The sequence below is a fragment of the Conexibacter sp. CPCC 205762 genome (assembly GCF_030646155.1).
GTDB lineage: Bacteria > Actinomycetota > Thermoleophilia > Solirubrobacterales > Solirubrobacteraceae > Conexibacter.
Genome location: NZ_JAUTDN010000010.1, coordinates 113,695 through 126,176, shown reverse-complemented (window position 1 = coordinate 126,176; position 12,482 = coordinate 113,695). Strand labels below are relative to the sequence as shown.

Genomic DNA, 12,482 nt, shown 5'->3' with positions numbered 1-12,482 from the left:
TCTCGATCCTCACCATCGAGGCGCGCCACGCCGGCGCGATCGCGGCGCTCAACGGCGACATCATGGGCAGAAGAGGCGTCACGCCCAATGGCCCGTTCGACGTCGCCTACTCGATGAAGAGAGTCCTCGGCATCGTCAGAGGCACCGGCTTCATCACCGGCTGACGCAGCGAGCCCATCGGCACGCGCCGTCTGGACGGCTGAGGTCAGGCCGCTCCGCTCGTCTCGACGGCGCTGCGCTCGACGTGAAACGCTGGTGATTGGGACGTGCTGCTACGTGGGCTGCGAGAAGCGACGTGCCAGCCCGGCGATGCGGAGCACGTCTGCGGCCGCGGAGGTGCCGGGCGTCACAGAGAAGCGCAGCTCGATGTCGGCGAGGCGGCGTTCGAGGCGCAGCAGCAAGAGCAGACCGCTGGAGTCGAAGAAGGTCAGCTGGCTGCGGTCGATCGACAGCTCGCGCACGTCGCGTCGAGCAGCTCCTGCTCGATCGCGTGCTCGACCGGCTCGACGGTGCAGAGATCGAGCTCGCCGCAAGCAAGGACGACGACGCGTCCGGCGGGCTCGCGAGTGATCTTGACGCGAAACGGCGGTGCGACGGCGAAGGCGTGCTGCATTGCGGGAAGCTCCTCTGCGGCAAGCGGGATGAACCCTGGGGCTGGCGCCGGCCGGCGGGCCGACGCTCGCCGCGCCGTCCGCGTCCGCCGCGTCGCCGCCCGCCGCCGCGCCCGCGACCGAGGCCGGCTCATGACCGTGATCGACGCCCACGTCCGCCTCGGCGACGGCCGCGACGCGGCACTGGACGCCGCCGAGCTGCTGGCGACGATGGGCCGGCTCGGGATCGACCGCGCGCTGATCTCGCCCGTCGAGCGCTGCCTGGCGGTCGACCACCGCGAGGGCAACGCCTTCGTCGCCGCGGCCGCGCGCGACTCCGGCGGCCGGCTGCTGCCCTACGCCGTCGCCTCGCCGTGGCGCGGCTCCCGCGCGCTGGAGGAGCTGGCCCGCGCCGCGGAGGCGGGCGCGGTCGCGCTCGCGCTCGACCCCGCGATCCAGGGCTTTGACCTGCTCGACGGCCAGGCCGACCCGCTGATCGAGGCCGCGACCGAGCGCGGCTGGCCGGTCTACGTCCGCACCGGCACGCCCTCCTTCGCGCTCCCGCTGCAGCTCGCCGAGCTGGCCGTCCGCCACCCACAGGCCGCGTTCATCATGGGCAAGAGCGGCGCAACCGACTTCTGGATCGACGCCCGCCCAGCACTCGAACGCGCCCGCAACCTCTACGCCGACACCGCCTACGCGCCCTGGGGCGCCGTCCTCGCGGAGCTGGCCGCGCCGCCGATCGGCGCCGGCCGGCTCATCTTCTCGACCGACATGCCGCTCAGCGACCCCGTCCTCGAACGGGGTCGCCACGACGCGTGGACGCTCTCCGCCGACGCGCGCGCCGCGATCCTCAGCGGGACGCTCGCGCAGCTCCTGCGCTGACCGACGCGGGCAACCTCGGCTACATGAAGGCGATCGTGAAGCCGGCTGGGTCGAAGCCCCCCGCGTCGTCATACGTACGGACGCCTATCTGACCGGCCGTGCAGTTGTTGAAGTCCCCCGAGCTGATCACTGCGAGGACATCGCCGGAGCTGGTGTTGTCGTCGGAGTAGTCCACCGCTGCGATCGGCACCGCGTTGGCGCTCGTGATGCCCACTCCCGACAGGTCGAAGCAGTAATAGCCTCTCGATCGGATCGACACGTTCGCGTCCGTGATCGCGAAGGCGTGCCCGGCGCGGACTCTGCCGCCGCTGCTGATCGAGGCGAACGCCTTCGCGGTTCCGGCGGGGCCTTGCGGACCGGTCGCGCCGGTCGCGCCCGGCGCGCCTCGCTCTCCGGCAGCGCCTGTGCTGCCGGCCGGTCCTGCCGTGCCTCGCGGGCCGGCGGGCCCGCGGGCGCCGGTGAAGCCGCGCGGCCCGCGCTGCACTCTTCTCGCGCCTCTTCTTGCGGCCGTCTCGGCGCGCAGCCCATCGCCATCGCCGCTGAAGGCGCCGCCTGCCGCATATCCGGTGCCGCCCAGCGCGACGAACAGCGCCACGAGAGCGACTCCCATTGCGGGGGACGGCATGTGCCGAATGCGCATCCGGTTCCCTTCTGTTTGCGCCTTGACGGCCTCCATCATCCGTCTCGCGAAGGCCGTCCTCTATGGCGGCAAGCTACTTGGAAATCTGGAGCAGCGCCATCGATCGACGTCCCGGAGCGAACGCCGACGCGCCTACTGCAGTCGCAGGTGCATCGCGGTGCTGAAGGAACGTGCAGGGCGGAAGGCGTCCGCACGGGCTCAGCTCAGAGCGCGCTGCAGAACGCGTGAGAGACGACTCCGGGCTACGACGATGGCGTGGCTGATTCAGCCCATCTGGCTAAGCGAGAGTCCTTCCCGAGAAAGGGGGGCTACGAGAGATTCCTGCGAGTCACCGGCATGACGGAGGCCGACGTCCTCGCTCAGCTGCGGACCCAGGAGTATGCGAAGGCGATCACCCGGTACGTCCAGAGAGGCGGCGGGAAGGACGGGCGCAAGCGGCTCGAGCGGTTCGGCAAGGAGTTCCAGAAGCGCTGGCTCGCGCGGACGGAGTGCCGCAGCGGCTTCGTGGTCCGGTCGCTCTGCGGGAACGCCTCGGGGCGCACGACGACGTCGCTGAGATCCTGGGGCTAGCCCGGCGCCGCTGAGGCGCCGGCTGCCGCGGGGATCGCGTTGTCGACGAGGACCGCCGCGATCGCGGCGGCGGTCGAGAAGGTCTCGCCGTCGAGCACGCGGCTGCGGGCCGAGGCGCCGTCCAGCAGCAGCGCCAGCTGCTCGCCGAGCTGCTCGGGGTCGGCGGCGCCGGCCGCGCGGGCGGCTGCGGCGAGCCGCGCCGCGAAGGCCAGCTTGTAGTCGCGCGCGAGCACGCGCGCCGGGTGGTCCGGGTCCTGGATCTCGACGGCCGCCGCGATGAACGGGCACAGCGGCGCGTGGATCTCGAAGACGGCGAGGAGCCGCTCGCGGGGCGTCAGGCCGGCGCGGTCGAAGACCTCGGGCAGCACGTCGGGGTCGAAGCGGCGCAGATGCTCGGCGATCAGCTCGTCCTTGCCGCCGAAGTGCTGGTAGAGCGTGCGCTTGGAGACCCCGGCCACGGCGCAGAGCTGGTCCATGCCGGTGCAGTTGATGCCCTGGTCGCGGAACAGCTGCTGGGACGCGCTGAGGATGCGCTCGCGCGCGCCGCGGCCGCGGCGCAGGCCCTGCGGCCCTTTCTCCAGCTCCGTCATGCGCCCAGCATAGTCGGCTGGTACGGATCGGTGTGCATAGGTTGACAGCGTGCGTGGTCGTCCGTAGCTTAAGCACTCAGATCGGTGTACTTAGCATCGAGACGACCAACCGAACGGAGTGACTGTGGGCAAGCTCGATGGCAAGGTCGCGGTGATCACGGGTGCGACAAGCGGGATGGCGCTGGCCGGCGCCAAGCTGTTCGTGGAGGAGGGGGCGCACGTCTTCATCTCCGGCCGGCGCAGAGACGCGCTGGACGAAGCCGTCGCGCTGATCGGTCGCAACGTGACCGGCGTGCAGGCCGACTCGGCCGACCTCGGCGATCTCGATCGCCTGTTCGAGACGGTCGAGCGGGAGCAGGGCGTCGTCGACGTGCTGTGGGCGAGCGCGGGGACGGGCGAGCAGGGCAGGCTCGGCGAGATCACCGAGGAGCAGTTCGACGCCGCCTTCTCGCTGAACGCGCGCGGCACGCTGTTCACGGTCCAGAAGGCGCTGCCGCTGTTCAACGACGGAGGCTCGATCCTCATGACCGGGTCGAACGCGTCGCTGCGGGGCTACCCCAACTGGAGCGCGTACGCGGCGAGCAAGGCCGTGCTGCCCGCCTACGCGCGGGTGTGGGTGTCCGAGCTGCGAGACCGCAGGATCCGCGTGAACGTCCTGACCCCCGGCCAGGTCGCCACGCCGGTGCTCGAGCAGGTGATGGACGAGCAGACGAAGGCGCAGTTCGAATCGCTGATCCCGCGGCGGGCGATGGGCCGACCCGAGGAGATCGCGGCGGCCGCGCTGTTCCTCGCCTCCGACGACTCCAGCTACGTCAACGGCATGGAACTGGTCGTCGACGGCGGCACCACGGTGATCTGAGCCACTGTCGCGGCGCGAGCGACTGGAACGTCGCGCGGCCGAGCATCTTTGCCTCGGCCACCATGCATGAGTCCTTTCCTGGGCGAGTGGCGGCGATCGCTGCGCGGCGTCGGAATACTGAAAAACAGGGTCTCGGGGAGAGGTCCGTCGCAGAGGTCGCCGGTGGCTAGGGTGGGTTCAAGAGCAGGGCAACTCATCTGGGAGGAAGACGGTGTCGGACACCACGTGCCACATGTCGATCTCGCTCGACGGCTTCGTCGCCGGGCCGGAGCAGAGCCGCGAGCACCCGCTCGGCAGACGCGGGCGCGAGCTGCACGGCTGGCACATGGGCGACGCGCGCGCCAACGAGGCCGACGCGACCGCGACCGGCTGGCTGATGCGCCCGCGCGGCGCCTACGTGATGGGCCGCAACATGTTCGGGCCGATCCGCGGCGAGTGGGAGGACGACTGGCGCGGGTGGTGGGGCCCCGAGCCGCCGTACCACGCGCCGGTGTTCGTGCTCACCCATCACGCGCGCGAGCCGATCGAGATGGAGGGCGGGACGACCTTCCACTTCGTCACCGGCGGCTTCGACGCCGCCTACGCGCAGGCGCGGGAGACCGCCGGCGACGGCGGCGTCGACATCGCCGGCGGCGCCTCGACCGTGCGCCAGGCGCTGATCGCCGGCGTCGTCGACGAGCTGACGCTCGACATCGCCCCGGTCCTGCTCGGCTCCGGCGAGCGGATCTTCGACGGCGTCGCGTCGCTCGGGATGGAGCCGGTCGAGGTGCTGCACTCGCCGCTGTCGACGCACGTCCGCTACCGCCGGGCGGGGTAGCGTCCGGCGCCCCTCCCGCGTCCTACAGGAACCGCGGCGCCAGCCGGTCGGCGATGTGGAGCGCGAAGGCGAGCGGGCGGGCGAGGACGGCGACGAGCGCGCCGGTCAGGCGCCCGCGGCGGCGGGCCGAGACGCGCGGCGGGAGCGCGCTGAAGAGCGCCGCGAGCGCGGGCAGCGGGCGGCCGTAGATCTCGAGGTCGGCGATCAGGCCCTGGGCGTCGAGCTGCACGAGGATGACCGCCCGCAGCTCGACGCCGCGCACGCGTGCGCTGAAGGGGGCCGCGCAGCGGTCGCCGAGCCGGAGCGGGTCGCTGGTCCTGAGGTCGTGCAGGACGGCGAATATGTCGTGATGGAGCGCCGCGACCTCGTCCCGGCCGTCGAAGCGGACGCGGTCGGTGAGCGGCGAGTGAAGCGCGACGTCGGGCGCCAGCAGCGGCGCGACCGCGTCGGCGTCGCCGCGGTCGGCGGCCGCGCGGAACGCCGCGATCGTGGCCGGGACCGGCGCGGTTGCGGAGGCGGTGGCTGACATCGGGATCCTTCGCTCGGGGACGGGTCCGGTACGCTGATTGAGAAAATCAAGCGAGCTGGAGGAAGTCAACTTCGTGCCTGCACGGTCCTACGGTCAGTACTGCGGTCTCGCCCGATCGCTCGACACGGTCGGCGACCGCTGGAGCCTGCTGATCGTCCGCGAGCTGCTGCTCGGCCCGCTGCGCTACGGCGAGCTGGCGGCGTCGCTCGGCGGGATCGCCACCAACCTGCTCGCCGACCGGCTGCGCAGCCTCGAGGCGTCCGGCGTGGTCGAGCGGCGGCTGGGCGCGTCGGGCGGCGTCGTCTACGCGCTGACGCCGTGGGGCGAGGAGCTGCGCGAGACGGTCGAGTCGCTCGTCCGCTGGAGCCGCCCGCTGATGCTCGCCGGCCGCGGCGAGGACGCCTTCCGGCCGCGCTGGCTGGCAGTCGCGCTGCCGGCGCTGCTGGGCGGGCGGACCGCCCGGCCCGCGGCCGAGGTCGGGATCGAGGTCCCCGGCCTGTCGCTCGCGCTGCGCCTCGACGAGACCGGCCCGCACGTGACGATCGAGCCCGAGCAGCGCGCCGGCACGGTCCTCGCCGCCGAGCCGGAGGTCGTGCTCGGCCTCGCCGCCGGCGCGCTCACGCTCGACCAGGCGCTCGCCGTCGCGCACGTCGACGGCGCCCGCGGCCCGCTCGCCGCCGTCTTCGCCAGGGCGCCGGCGTGAACGGCCTGCTCTTCCCAGCCCGCCGGCTCGTCGTCTCGCGCGGGGCCGCCGATGCGCCATTTTGCGGCTCAGCGGGTGTGCGGTTGACGTAGGATCCGGCGATGCGCCTCGCCCGTCGCGTCCTCCCGCTCGCGGCGAGCCTCGCCGCACTTGCCCTGGCGGCTCCGGCCGGGGCGATCCCGTCGGATCCGCCCGTCGCGCCGCTGACGCCCGCCGACGGTGCGACGCTGGCGACCGACCAGGCCGGCATCACGGTGACGTTCGCCTGTCCCGCCTACAACCAGGACGCGCCGCAGACGCTCGGCGGCATCACCTTCACCTTCCTCGGCAGCGCCGCCGACTACTTCGTCGACTTCGCCACGGCCGCGCGGCTCGGGACCGATGGGCGGATCGGCGAGAGCGCCCGGATCGACCTCGCCACCGCGCAGACGAGCAACGAGCTGCCGGTCGGCACCTGCCGCGCCACGATGAAGTCCGACCAGGCCGTTCCCGGCGCCGAGATCACGCCGGGCGGCTACCACTGGCAGGTCGTGCGCACGTTGAGCAGCTGTCTCGGCTGCCCGCCGCGGTACGAGGCGGGTCCGGTGCGGTCGTTCACCCTGCGCAACGACGTGACGCTGACCGTGGCCCGGCCGTCGGCCGTCTACAGCGGCTACGACCATCGCTTCCAGCTCGGCGCCGTGGGCGTGCCGGACGGGGTCGACGTCGTGCTCGAACGCCGCCGTGGCCGCGGCTGGACAGCGATCGGCCGCGGCGCCGCGCGCGGGGAGCGGGCGGCGGCGATCGCCCGGCTGCCGCGCGCACGGCAGACCGTGCGGGTCGCCTTCGAGCTCGGCGGTCAGCGCTCCTACGGCGCGCCGCGCGCCGTCGTCGTCCGCGACGGCCGGACGGCGCGCCGTCTGACCACCCGTCGTGACGACGGCGCCTGGGCCGGCCGCGCCGACGGGGCACCGGAGGCGAGCAGCTTCCGCGTCGTCGACGGCGGCCGCGAGATCCGAGACCTGAGACTGCCGGTCCTGCTCGGCTGTCCGAACCCCGGCCCGACCGGCGGCACGATCCTGCTTCGCAGCCCCGGCGTGATCAGGATCGGGCGGATCCGCGTCGCCCCCGACGGGCGCTTCGCGAAGGTCCAGCCGGACAGAGCGGGCGTCGCCGACGTCTCCGGCCGCCTGCTGCGCGGGCGTCTGAGCGAGGGCACGGTGGGGCTGGCGCGCGGCGAGTGCACGATCACCGGCGGCTGGAGCGGCGCGAAGAGACGCTGACGGCTCAGGCCCCGACCTGCTCCGGGGCCGGCTGCATCGCCGCCGGGTCCATCCACATGACCTGCCAGGGGTGGCCGTCGAGGTCGAAGAAGCTGCGCGAGTACATGAAGCCGTGATCCTCGGCGCCGTCGGCCTCGCGACCGCCGCCGGCGAGCGCGGTGGCGGGCTCACCAGGGGACGACGCCGTCGTCGTCGAAGAAGCCGCCGCGCGGGCCGTCGTCCGGCAGCGTCGCGAGGCGCAGCGCGATCGCGGCGCCCTGCGCGGGCGTGCGCGGGGCGTTGAAGCCGGTGAAGTCGGTCGCGACGTAGCCGGGGCAGACGGCGTTGACGATCACGTTCGTGTCGGCGAGCCGGCGGGCGTACTGCGTCGTGATGCTGTTGAGCATCGCCTTCGAGGGCGCGTAGGCGGCCAGGATCGGGCCGGCCTGCAGCGTCAGCGAGCCCATCGTGCTGGAGACGTTGACGATCCGCGGGGCGCTCGCGCGGCGCAGCAGCGGCAGCAGCGCGTTCGTCACGCGCACGACGCCGAGCACGTTCGTGTCGAGGACGCTGCGGACGACGTCGAGGTCGAGCGTCGTCGGGTCCTGCGCGCCGTCGTCGGTGCGGCCGGCGATGCCGGCGTTGTTGACGAGCACGTCGAGCCGGCCCGCCGTCCGCTCGATCGTCTCCGCGGCTGCCGCGACGCTCGCGTCGGAGGTGACGTCGAGCGCGACGCCGAACGCGTCGGCGCCGTCGGCCCGCAGTCGCTCGACGGCCGCGGCGCGGCGGGCGTCGTCGCGCGCGCCGACCGCTACCGTGAAGCCGCGCGCGCCGAGGCCCTGCGCGATCGCGAAGCCGATTCCCTTGTTCGCGCCGGTGACCAGCGCAGTCTTCGTGTCGTTCACGCACTCCACGGTCGCGCGCGCCGCGGGAGTTGTCCAAGACCGATCCGGCAGGCTCTGATACCTGCCGGGTATCAGGCGGCGGTAGGCTGAACGGGTGGACGATCTCGAGACGCGCGAGCTGCGCTACTTCGTCGCCGTCGCCGAGGAGCTGCACTTCGGCCGCGCCGCCGGCCGGCTGGGGATCTCGCAGCCGCCGCTCTCGCGCGCGATCCGCCAGCTCGAGCTGCGGCTCGGCGTGCAGCTGTTCGACCGCGACCGCCGCAACGTGCGGCTGACCGACGCCGGCGCGGTGCTGCAGCGCGAGGCCGGCGCGGCGCTCGACGCGGTCGCGGCCGCCGCCCGCCGCACGCGCCGCGCCGCCGACGCGAGACGGCCGCTGGTGCTCGCGACGAAGGCCGGCGCCTCCCACGAGCTGCTGCAGCGGCTGCTCGACGCGGTCGCCGGCGAGCCCGCCGCGGCGCCGGTCGAGGTGCTGCTGTGCGAGGTCGGCGAGCAGGCGGCGCTGCTGCGCGACGGGCGCGCCGACGTCGCGCTGATGCACCGCCCCTACGACGACCTCGCCGGCTTCGACAGCGAGGACCTGCAGGTCGAGGGCCAGGTCGCGATCGTGCCCGCGGCGCATCCGCTCGCCGCCCGCGAGCGGCTCACGCTCGCGGAGGTGCGCGACGTGCCCGGCCTGCCGATCGCGCGCTGGCCGCGGCTCGACGGCAGCTATCCGGACGGACCCGGGCCGGAGGTCCACACGCAGTCGCAGCTCGCGCAGCTGGTCGCGCTCGGCAGGACGCTGCTCGTGATCCCCGCCTCCAGCCGCGCCTGGCAGTGGCCCGAGCACGTCGCCGTGCCGGTCACCGACGCGCCGGACGTCACGACCGTGATCGCCTGGCCGCCGAGCGGCCGCTCGCAGGCGGTCGCGTCGCTCGTCCGCTCGGCCGCGAGGCTGCGCGCGGCATGAGCGCGCCCCCGCCGGCGATCCGCTTCCTGCGCTTCGAGGGGCGGCAGGTCGCGTTCTCGGTCAGCGGCGAGGGGCCGCCGCTGGTCGTCCCCGCCTGGTGGGTCAGCCACCTCGAGCTGGACTGGGACGACGCCGCCTTCCGCGCCTTCTGGGAGACGGTCGGCGAGGGGCACACGCTCGTCCGCTACGACAACGTCGGCGTCGGCATGTCCGACCGCGACGGGCCGCCGCTGGAGCTGACGCTGGAGGCCGAGGTCGCGCTGCTGGGCGCGCTGCTCGACGAGCTGGGGATCGAGCGCGCGACGCTGCTGGGCGGCTCGTCCGGCGGCTGCGCGGCGGTCGGCTTCGCCGCGGCCGCACCCGAGCGCGTCGAGCGGCTGCTGCTGTACGGCGCCTACGCCGACGGCGGCGCGATCGCCCCGCCCGAGGTCCGCGACGCGATCGTCGCCGCGGTCCGCTCCCACTGGGGCCTCGGCGCGCGCGTGCTCGCCGACGTCTTCCTGGCGGACGCGAGCGGGGAGGAGCGCGAGCGGTTCACGCGCCTGCAGCGGGCGGCCGCGAGCGCCGACACCGCCGCGGCGCTGCTGCAGCTCGTCTACCGCTTCGACGTGCGCGCGCAGCTCGCGCAGGTGCGCGCGCCGACGCTGGTCGTCCACCGCCGCGAGGACCGCGCGATCCCGTACGAGCAGGGCCGCGCGCTGGCGGCCGCGATCCCCGGCGCGACGCTCGTCCCGCTCGCGGGCCGCGCGCACCTGCCGTGGGTCGGCGACGCGCAGTCGGTCGCGCGGGCGCTGCGCTCGTTCCTGCTGCCGGGCAGCGCGTCCGCCGCCGTCGCGCGCGCCGGCGGCGAGCCGGCGGCGCTGCTGCTGTCGCGCCGCGAGCGCGAAGTGCTGGCGCTCGTCGCCGAGGGGCTGAGCGAGCGCGAGATCGCCGAGCAGCTGACGCTCAGCCAGCACACCGTCCATCGCCACGTCGCGAACATCCGCCACAAGCTCGGCCGCTCCTCGCGCGCGGCCGCGGTCGCCGAGGCGGCCCGCCTCGGCCTGATCTAGCTCTCGGGCCCGCACGGGCCATCGGGCGAAGATGGCCCCGGCAGGCGATGCGCGGGAGCGGTCGCCGGCCGTACCGTCGTCGCCATGAGCGATCTGACCGCAGCAGCGCCGGCCCGGAGGCCCTGGAGCCGCGTCTTCGCGGCCGTCTACGACCCCGCCCTGTGGGTCGGCGAGCGCGTCGTGATGCGCAGGCAGCGGCGCGAGCTGCTGAGCGCCGCGCGCGGCCGGACGCTGGAGCTGGGCAGCGGCACCGGCCTCAACCTCCCGCACTACCCCGCCGACCTCGACGAGCTGATCCTGACCGAGCCCGACGCGGCGATGTTCGCGCGCCTGCAGCGCGCGGTCCGCCGCAGCGGCCGCGCCGCGCGCCTGCTCGACGCGCCGGCCGAGCGGCTGCCGCTGGCGGACCACTCGGTCGACACCGTCGTCTCGACGCTCGTGCTCTGCACGGTCGACGCGCCGGACGTCGCGCTGCGCGAGATCGCGCGCGTGCTGCGCCCCGACGGACAGCTGCTGTTCATCGAGCACGTCCGCGCCGAGTCGCCGCGGCTGGCGGCCTGGCAGGACCGCTGCGCCGAGCCGTGGCGCCGCTTCGCCGAGGGCTGCCGCTGCAACCGCGCGACGGTCGAGCTGATCAGGGCCGGCGGCGAGCTGGAGGTCGAGCGGCTGCACGAGGCGTCATGGCGCGGCATGCCCGCGATCGTGCGGCCGCTGGTCGCCGGACGCGCCTGTCCGCGGGGCGCGGCGGCGGGCTGAGCAGCGGCGCGGTCAGCTCACGGCAACAGTTCCTACACATTGGTCTGCGCGCCAGGTAACGTGCGGCTCCCGGGCGGTCGTGGCCCGCTGGAGGAGGAACGATCACGCTGGGACCGACCGACGCAGCCGCTGTCGCGCGCGCCGTTGCCAACGCCATCGGCGACGGCGCGGTCGTGCGCATCATCGACGAGAGAGCGCGACGGCTCGCGGTCGCCGCCGTCGCGCACCGCGACGAGCGCGCGCAGGCGCTGCTCGGCGAGACGGAGCCGGACTGGTCGGCCGCGAGCGGCTGGGGCGGGCACGTCGTCCGCTGCCTGCGCCCGGTGCGGATGGCGGTGAGCGACGGCGAGCGCCCGCGGATGCTGGTGCCGCTGCTGCTGGACGGGGCGGCGGTCGGCGTCGTCGCCGCGATACGAGACGTCGGCGGGCTGCCCTACTCGCTGCGCGAGCAGGCGCTCTGCGAGCGGACCGTCGCGCGCGTGACGGGCCATCGCGAAGGCGCCGCGGGCGACGCCCCGGAGTCGCTCCAGCGGCTGCTGCTGAACCGCTCGGAGTCGGCGATCTGGGCCGTCGACCGCGAGGGCCGCACGCTCGAGCTGACGCCCGCGATGAGCGAGCTGATGGAGCTGCCGATCGACGTCGCCGAGCGACTCGACATCGCCGCCGCGATCGATCCGCTGCCGGCGTCGATCGCGGGCTCGATGATCCCCGAGCAGGCCGAGCGCGGCGACCGCCGGCTGCGGCGCGGCGACGGCGGGCTGCTGTGGGTCGAGACCTGCACGACGCCGCTCGTCGGCCGCCAGGGCCGCCCGATCGGCACCGTCACGACGGTCGTCGACGTGACCGCGCGCAAGCAGCAGGAGGTCGCGCTGCGGGTCCGGCTCGACGCCGCCGAAGGGGTCACGCGCGTGCTCGCCAGCGTGCTCGCCGGCGACGATCCCGACGACGTGCTGCGGTGGGCGGCGCACTCGGCGGCCGAGGTGCTGGGCGTCGCCCGCACCGGCATCTTCGAGCTCGGCCGCGACGGGGCGCTGACGCTGCGCGCGGGCGTCGGCTGGCCGTCCGGGGCGGTCGGGCGCCACCGCGCCGCGACGCTCGGCTCGCCCGCGGGGCTGGCGCTGACGGCCGGCGAGCCGGTCGTCGTGCGCGACACCGCCGCGATGCAGCTCGGGGTCGCCGGCAGCGGCGCGCGCAGCGGCTGCTGGGTCGGGATCGGCGAGGGGCGCGGCGTGCTGGCGGCGCTGCACGACGAGCCGCGTGTCTACGACCGCGAGGAGTGCCGCTTCCTGGCCGGTCTCGCCGAGGCGGTCGCGCCCTGCGTCGGGCGCGCGGCGGCGACGTCGGCCGCCGCCGGCGTCAGGCGCTCCGCCGACGAGCGCGGCAGCTGAGGCGG

At 74.6% G+C, this 12,482-nt stretch carries 16 protein-coding genes and 1 pseudogene; 10 read left to right on the top strand and 7 right to left on the bottom strand.

Annotated elements, in window-relative coordinates:
• Positions 1 to 272: 272 nt before the first annotated feature.
• On the bottom strand, positions 273 to 461 hold the full coding sequence (locus Q7L73_RS11325; protein ID WP_304695687.1) for an STAS domain-containing protein: 189 nt from the start codon (positions 459 to 461) through the stop codon (positions 273 to 275).
• Positions 428 to 613: a hypothetical protein gene (locus Q7L73_RS11320; protein WP_304695685.1), complete on the bottom strand. Its 186-nt coding sequence runs from the start codon at positions 611 to 613 to the stop codon at positions 428 to 430. The genes Q7L73_RS11325 and Q7L73_RS11320 overlap by 34 nt, the downstream gene beginning before the upstream one ends.
• Before the next feature lie 130 nt (positions 614 to 743).
• On the opposite strand from Q7L73_RS11320, the gene Q7L73_RS11315 reads away from it, so the two are divergent.
• The gene (locus Q7L73_RS11315) at positions 744 to 1,475 is read left to right on the top strand and encodes an amidohydrolase family protein (protein WP_304695683.1); all 732 of its coding nucleotides are present in this window, start codon (positions 744 to 746) and stop codon (positions 1,473 to 1,475) included.
• A 19-nt stretch (positions 1,476 to 1,494) separates the two neighbouring features.
• Here the strand turns inward: Q7L73_RS11315 and Q7L73_RS11310 are convergent, their stop codons facing one another.
• Positions 1,495 to 2,151, bottom strand: a complete 657-nt coding sequence (locus tag Q7L73_RS11310) for a hypothetical protein (RefSeq protein ID WP_304715550.1) — start codon at positions 2,149 to 2,151, stop codon at positions 1,495 to 1,497.
• A gap of 219 nt (positions 2,152 to 2,370) precedes the next feature.
• Between Q7L73_RS11310 and Q7L73_RS11305 the strand changes: the two genes are divergently transcribed.
• Positions 2,371 to 2,685: a hypothetical protein gene (locus Q7L73_RS11305; RefSeq protein ID WP_304695679.1), complete on the top strand. Its 315-nt coding sequence runs from the start codon at positions 2,371 to 2,373 to the stop codon at positions 2,683 to 2,685.
• On the opposite strand, the gene Q7L73_RS11300 is transcribed toward Q7L73_RS11305, so the two are convergent.
• Positions 2,682 to 3,275: a TetR/AcrR family transcriptional regulator gene (locus Q7L73_RS11300; protein ID WP_304695677.1), complete on the bottom strand. Its 594-nt coding sequence runs from the start codon at positions 3,273 to 3,275 to the stop codon at positions 2,682 to 2,684. The genes Q7L73_RS11305 and Q7L73_RS11300 overlap by 4 nt on opposite strands.
• A gap of 124 nt (positions 3,276 to 3,399) precedes the next feature.
• Between Q7L73_RS11300 and Q7L73_RS11295 the strand changes: the two genes are divergently transcribed.
• The gene (locus Q7L73_RS11295; RefSeq protein ID WP_304695675.1) at positions 3,400 to 4,134 is read left to right on the top strand and encodes an SDR family NAD(P)-dependent oxidoreductase; all 735 of its coding nucleotides are present in this window, start codon (positions 3,400 to 3,402) and stop codon (positions 4,132 to 4,134) included.
• Between the two features lie 211 nt (positions 4,135 to 4,345).
• Positions 4,346 to 4,951: a dihydrofolate reductase family protein gene (locus Q7L73_RS11290; RefSeq protein ID WP_304695674.1), complete on the top strand. Its 606-nt coding sequence runs from the start codon at positions 4,346 to 4,348 to the stop codon at positions 4,949 to 4,951.
• A 22-nt stretch (positions 4,952 to 4,973) separates the two neighbouring features.
• Here the strand turns inward: Q7L73_RS11290 and Q7L73_RS11285 are convergent, their stop codons facing one another.
• On the bottom strand, positions 4,974 to 5,480 hold the full coding sequence (locus Q7L73_RS11285) for a nuclear transport factor 2 family protein (RefSeq protein ID WP_304695673.1): 507 nt from the start codon (positions 5,478 to 5,480) through the stop codon (positions 4,974 to 4,976).
• Positions 5,481 to 5,553: 73 nt separating this feature from the next.
• Between Q7L73_RS11285 and Q7L73_RS11280 the strand changes: the two genes are divergently transcribed.
• The gene (locus Q7L73_RS11280) at positions 5,554 to 6,183 is read left to right on the top strand and encodes a helix-turn-helix domain-containing protein (RefSeq protein WP_304695671.1); all 630 of its coding nucleotides are present in this window, start codon (positions 5,554 to 5,556) and stop codon (positions 6,181 to 6,183) included.
• 101 nt (positions 6,184 to 6,284) lie between these two features.
• Positions 6,285 to 7,445 carry a hypothetical protein gene (locus tag Q7L73_RS11275; RefSeq protein WP_304695669.1) on the top strand — a complete coding sequence of 387 codons (1,161 nt, stop codon included), beginning with the start codon at positions 6,285 to 6,287 and terminating at the stop codon, positions 7,443 to 7,445.
• Positions 7,446 to 7,449: 4 nt separating this feature from the next.
• Here Q7L73_RS11275 and Q7L73_RS28735 read toward each other — a convergent pair.
• A pseudogene (locus tag Q7L73_RS28735) lies at positions 7,450 to 7,602 on the bottom strand (glyoxalase); the annotation flags it as partial.
• Between the two features lie 10 nt (positions 7,603 to 7,612).
• On the bottom strand, positions 7,613 to 8,338 hold the full coding sequence (locus tag Q7L73_RS11270; RefSeq protein ID WP_370552469.1) for an SDR family oxidoreductase: 726 nt from the start codon (positions 8,336 to 8,338) through the stop codon (positions 7,613 to 7,615).
• An 85-nt stretch (positions 8,339 to 8,423) separates the two neighbouring features.
• On the opposite strand from Q7L73_RS11270, the gene Q7L73_RS11265 reads away from it, so the two are divergent.
• From Q7L73_RS11265 to Q7L73_RS11250, 4 genes are all read left to right on the top strand, one after another.
• Positions 8,424 to 9,281 (top strand): LysR family transcriptional regulator, encoded by an 858-nt coding sequence (locus Q7L73_RS11265; protein WP_304695665.1) that lies wholly within the window; start codon positions 8,424 to 8,426, stop codon positions 9,279 to 9,281.
• Entirely contained in the window at positions 9,278 to 10,333 is a 1,056-nt protein-coding gene (locus Q7L73_RS11260; RefSeq protein WP_304695663.1) for an alpha/beta fold hydrolase, read from the top strand. Before Q7L73_RS11265 ends, Q7L73_RS11260 begins: the two co-directional genes overlap by 4 nt.
• A gap of 84 nt (positions 10,334 to 10,417) precedes the next feature.
• Positions 10,418 to 11,089 carry a class I SAM-dependent methyltransferase gene (locus Q7L73_RS11255; protein ID WP_304695662.1) on the top strand — a complete coding sequence of 224 codons (672 nt, stop codon included), beginning with the start codon at positions 10,418 to 10,420 and terminating at the stop codon, positions 11,087 to 11,089.
• A 173-nt stretch (positions 11,090 to 11,262) separates the two neighbouring features.
• Positions 11,263 to 12,477 carry a GAF domain-containing protein gene (locus Q7L73_RS11250; protein WP_304695660.1) on the top strand — a complete coding sequence of 405 codons (1,215 nt, stop codon included), beginning with the start codon at positions 11,263 to 11,265 and terminating at the stop codon, positions 12,475 to 12,477.
• Positions 12,478 to 12,482: the final 5 nt, after the last annotated feature.

What these genes read in the sequence shown, in the direction of transcription:
- Q7L73_RS11260 (WP_304695663.1), top strand. Translation starts at nt 9,278, where the DNA reads ATGAGCGCGCCCCCGCCGGCGATCCGCTTCCTGCGCTTCGAGGGGCGG.
- Q7L73_RS11320 (WP_304695685.1), bottom strand. Translation starts at nt 613, where the DNA reads ATGCAGCACGCCTTCGCCGTCGCACCGCCGTTTCGCGTCAAGATCACT.
- Q7L73_RS11310 (WP_304715550.1), bottom strand. Translation starts at nt 2,151, where the DNA reads ATGGAGGCCGTCAAGGCGCAAACAGAAGGGAACCGGATGCGCATTCGG.
- Q7L73_RS11285 (WP_304695673.1), bottom strand. Translation starts at nt 5,480, where the DNA reads ATGTCAGCCACCGCCTCCGCAACCGCGCCGGTCCCGGCCACGATCGCG.
- Q7L73_RS11255 (WP_304695662.1), top strand. Translation starts at nt 10,418, where the DNA reads ATGAGCGATCTGACCGCAGCAGCGCCGGCCCGGAGGCCCTGGAGCCGC.
- Q7L73_RS11275 (WP_304695669.1), top strand. Translation starts at nt 6,285, where the DNA reads ATGCGCCTCGCCCGTCGCGTCCTCCCGCTCGCGGCGAGCCTCGCCGCA.
- Q7L73_RS11300 (WP_304695677.1), bottom strand. Translation starts at nt 3,275, where the DNA reads ATGACGGAGCTGGAGAAAGGGCCGCAGGGCCTGCGCCGCGGCCGCGGC.
- Q7L73_RS11315 (WP_304695683.1), top strand. Translation starts at nt 744, where the DNA reads ATGACCGTGATCGACGCCCACGTCCGCCTCGGCGACGGCCGCGACGCG.